This window comes from Winogradskyella marina (assembly GCF_015645385.1).
GTDB lineage: Bacteria > Bacteroidota > Bacteroidia > Flavobacteriales > Flavobacteriaceae > Winogradskyella > Winogradskyella marina.
In genome coordinates this window covers 1-3,579 of record NZ_JADOET010000034.1, presented here as the reverse complement: position 1 = coordinate 3,579, position 3,579 = coordinate 1, and the positions used below count along the sequence as shown (strand labels likewise).

5 protein-coding genes are annotated in these 3,579 nt (G+C 31.1%); all 5 read right to left on the bottom strand.

Going from position 1 to position 3,579, the window contains the following annotated elements; genetic code table 11:
* Nucleotides 1-105 precede the first annotated feature (105 nt).
* A complete protein-coding gene (locus tag ITJ86_RS17060; RefSeq protein WP_195872863.1) occupies nucleotides 106-645 on the bottom strand; it encodes a TPM domain-containing protein in 540 nt (179 codons plus the stop codon).
* 149 nt (nucleotides 646-794) lie between these two features.
* Nucleotides 795-1,307, bottom strand: coding sequence for a hypothetical protein (locus ITJ86_RS17055; protein WP_195872862.1), 513 nt, complete (start codon nucleotides 1,305-1,307; stop codon nucleotides 795-797).
* Nucleotides 1,308-1,535: 228 nt separating this feature from the next.
* The gene (locus ITJ86_RS17050) at nucleotides 1,536-2,531 is read right to left on the bottom strand and encodes an IS30 family transposase (RefSeq protein ID WP_195872861.1); all 996 of its coding nucleotides are present in this window, start codon (nucleotides 2,529-2,531) and stop codon (nucleotides 1,536-1,538) included.
* Between the two features lie 207 nt (nucleotides 2,532-2,738).
* Nucleotides 2,739-3,056 carry a type II toxin-antitoxin system RelE/ParE family toxin gene (locus ITJ86_RS17045; RefSeq protein WP_195872860.1) on the bottom strand — a complete coding sequence of 106 codons (318 nt, stop codon included), beginning with the start codon at nucleotides 3,054-3,056 and terminating at the stop codon, nucleotides 2,739-2,741.
* On the bottom strand, nucleotides 3,047-3,289 hold the full coding sequence (locus ITJ86_RS17040; RefSeq protein ID WP_195872859.1) for a hypothetical protein: 243 nt from the start codon (nucleotides 3,287-3,289) through the stop codon (nucleotides 3,047-3,049). The genes ITJ86_RS17045 and ITJ86_RS17040 overlap by 10 nt, the downstream gene beginning before the upstream one ends.
* Between the last annotated feature and the right edge of the window lie 290 nt (nucleotides 3,290-3,579).

The window sequence follows — 3,579 nt, the reverse complement described above, 5'->3', positions numbered from 1 at the left end:
AGCTAAATCTGGATTAATATTTGACGAAAACTATAAAAGTACTTTGGTTAAAAATTAATGCGTTTTTACTTGTTTTTTACCACAGTACTTTGTTGCCAACAGTACTTATTTCCACTTTTCTATTAATTCTATCACACCTTTTTTAATTCCGCTATAAAATTCTCCGTTTTTAAATTCAGGTATTATTTTTTCTTCAATTACTTTTTTACAAATTTCGTCAGTCAAAATCAATTCGGTTCCAGTTCCAGTTGCAATTCCGATTTGTCTGCAAGGATTGCAAACAACTATTGTCAATCCGTTATTTTTTTCGGCAGTTCCAACTCCCCACGTTTGTCCTAAATCCGTTGCGTATTTTTGGATGTCATTATAAGGTTTTATGCTGTCAATTGAAACAACTACAATTTGTCTTGTCGTCTCAATATCATAATCATAAAGAATTTTCGATAATTCACTTCGTTCCGATTCCGTAAAAATTTGTCCGTAATCATTTATCATTCCAATTGGTTTTGGAATAGAACTTTTTTCCGTTTCCGAAAAATCAATTTCAGTAGTTGGTTTTTTAGTTTCAGTTTCTTGAGCAGTTCCTTTGCAGGAAAGGAAATTCAAAGTCAAGAAAAGGATTAATATTTTTGTTCCGATTTTCATTTTTCGTATTGTTGGCAACGGTAACGTATAAGAATAGTAGCGGGCTTTTAAGTACTTACCTTTCAGTTCAAAATTTTCCAACGATTTAAAAAACGGCTTAGATTATTTACCTAAGCCGCTATTATTTTTATACATTGTTGTGTATAGTTTTATGGTTGAACATTTGAACAAATTTTTACACCACCCAACATCCCAGTATGATGAATAGAAATTGTGTCACCATTGGAAAAATTAGTTGACTGCGAACCAATTGCTTCCTCCACGCATTCTTGAGACCAACAAGTATTAACAAGTTCCTGATTTCCTGGACAGTTAAAAGCTTCATCCAAAGATGTCCATTGTCCATTTCTTTTACCAAGAGAATCTTCTATCCGAAATTTACCAAATTTGAGCTTGTTATTTTCCATAGTTATTTCATAAATAACAGTTTTTAAGTCGTTATTTTTCATTGTCAACTGTATTTTATCTATATAATCAATAATAAGGCGACTTGTAGATTTGTTAGATTTATTTAAGTCAATCTCTGACCCATCAAATTTAAAGTTAAAATCTACATTCAATTCAGATAGTTTTAGTTCATCACTATCATTCTCATTTGTTTCACAAGAAGTAGCAATAGCTGCTACTAAGAAAAGAAGTACGTATACTTTTTTAAAAATCATAATTTAAAGTTTTTTAAATTTAAAGTTTTTTAAAATTCATTTTTATTTTTTAATGAATTAAAGTTAATAATTTTTTCTGATATATCATATGGATGGTTAGTCCTTATTTGACCGTTATGGTACATTCAAGGCCTTAACGCAACAAAAGTTGCAAATTGGTTATGGTACAATTTAATTTTTTCTTTCCAAAAAACCTAGATTTTTCGAAGGCTTTTTAGAAAGAAAAAATTAGACAGAGTTTTGTTCTAAGACTTCAAGAGGTGTTTTATAACCTAATACCTTTCTGGGTCTGTTATTAAGTTTACTTTGTATACTTTTCAGTTGATTATTATCAATACTTTTAAAGTCTGTTTTTTTAGGTAGATATCGCCTAATAAGTCCATTGGTGTTTTCATTGGTTCCACGCTCCCAAGAGGCATATGGATTAGCAAAATAAATGTCCATATTAGTATGCTTTGATAGCCATTTATGGTCAGCCATTTCAGTTCCGTTGTCATAGGTCATGGTTTTTGTAAGTTGGTTATCAAAACGATTTAATTCTTTGGCAAAAGCTCTAGTAACAGACTTGGTAGTTCTGTTTTTAAGACTAATAATTAGAGTGTATCTGGATTTACGTTCAACGATAGTTCCGATAGCAGATTTTTGAGCTTTACCTATAACCAAGTCACCTTCCCAATGTCCAATTTCCTGTCTGTTTTCAATATGTTCAGGTCTTTGAGCTATGTTTATTTGATCTTTGATTTTAGAGCCTTTCTTACGTCTAGCTTTTGGTTTTCTTCGTCTAGATTTTTGATAGGGAAGAAGTTTTATAAGTTTTTTGTTCAGGCTTGCTTGCGGATGCGAATAGATGTGCATATAGATTGCTTCATGCGATATTGTCATCACCATATCATTCGGATAATCAATTTTAATTCGTCCTGAAATTTGTTCTGGCGACCAGTTTTTTAAAAGACTTTTATAGACATAAAAACGCAGTAAAGAATAGGTGCCTATTTTATCTAAATTCCGTTTGTTTAGGTAGTCATCCTTAGCCAACCAATTGGCAAGAGAAGCATCGTATTTATCATTAGGATTAGATACCCATTTATTGACTTCTCTGGTTATGGTAGAACGTGAGCGATCAAGCTTATTTGCAATGAAAGATTTGGATTTATTCTCTTCCAAAAGCGTCTGTATAATAACACGTTCCTTAAGTGATAATCGTTTATGCTTTTTTGTATTCATACAACAAATCTAAAATTTTGATTTGTTGCGTTAAGTTATTGAATTCGGATGGCTTTTTTCAGCTTGTGGGTAACGTGTTTGTGTATGATTAGTTGCGTGGTTTAGCGAGTAAGTTAGCAAATAATTACCGAATAGAAAATCCGCGAGGATTTTCGTACGTAAGCACGAACCAAGCAATTAATTATACACGGTGTTGGCAACTGGCTTTTATTTTTTTCGTTCTATTTTTATTGGGTTTTGGCGAGTATCAAAAACATCATTTATTTCAATTCTGTTCTCGTCCTTGTTAATCCAATAAATGACTTTATAGTTTTTATAGACAAGATATCTAAAACCTTGACTTCTATTTTTTAGAAGCTCCTCGGCTTGTCCAATTTTCGGTTGCCTTTGTAATTTTACAGTTTCGTTATAAATACCGTTAACGAGTTTTTTTGCTATTCGAATTCCTGCTTTTTCTCGATGGTATTGATAAATTTTTTCTAATTCTTTTTGAGAAAAATCAGTCCAAAATAATTTTAATTCCATTTATCCATCTTGGCTTTTAATTCGCTAGATTCTATTAATCGACCATTTATGGAATCTTCCATAGATTTGTCAATTCGAGAATTAAATTCCTCAATTGTCATTGGTTTAAAATCACCATTATCAATATTCTTGTTTTCTTTTCTAAGGAATTTTTCAAGTCGTGAAATAACATCTTCACTTTGAATCTTTAAAAACTCTTGAATAAGTTCCAGTTTTCTTGTTTGTAAATCCATTTTATTAGCTTTTTATCAAAGATACAAAATTATCAATTTAAACTTCTAATTTTCTTGATTTCACGAATTTTACAGCTTGTTGCCAACGGTCTCGTATATGATTTGTAGCGTGTTTTCAGCGAGTAAGTTAGCAAATAATTAGCAAAATAGAAAAACCGCGAGGTTTTTCGTAAGTAGGCTAGAAGCAGCTATAAATTATATACATCTTAAGTTTACAATTCATTAATTTAGAGTTATAAACAGAAAAGACAAAAGAGAGGAATAAGGTTAATATATACGCAGAAGCTTTA

What these genes read in the sequence shown, in the direction of transcription:
- ITJ86_RS17060 (WP_195872863.1), bottom strand. Translation starts at nt 645, where the DNA reads ATGAAAATCGGAACAAAAATATTAATCCTTTTCTTGACTTTGAATTTC.
- ITJ86_RS17055 (WP_195872862.1), bottom strand. Translation starts at nt 1,307, where the DNA reads ATGATTTTTAAAAAAGTATACGTACTTCTTTTCTTAGTAGCAGCTATT.
- ITJ86_RS17050 (WP_195872861.1), bottom strand. Translation starts at nt 2,531, where the DNA reads ATGAATACAAAAAAGCATAAACGATTATCACTTAAGGAACGTGTTATT.
- ITJ86_RS17045 (WP_195872860.1), bottom strand. Translation starts at nt 3,056, where the DNA reads ATGGAATTAAAATTATTTTGGACTGATTTTTCTCAAAAAGAATTAGAA.
- ITJ86_RS17040 (WP_195872859.1), bottom strand. Translation starts at nt 3,289, where the DNA reads ATGGATTTACAAACAAGAAAACTGGAACTTATTCAAGAGTTTTTAAAG.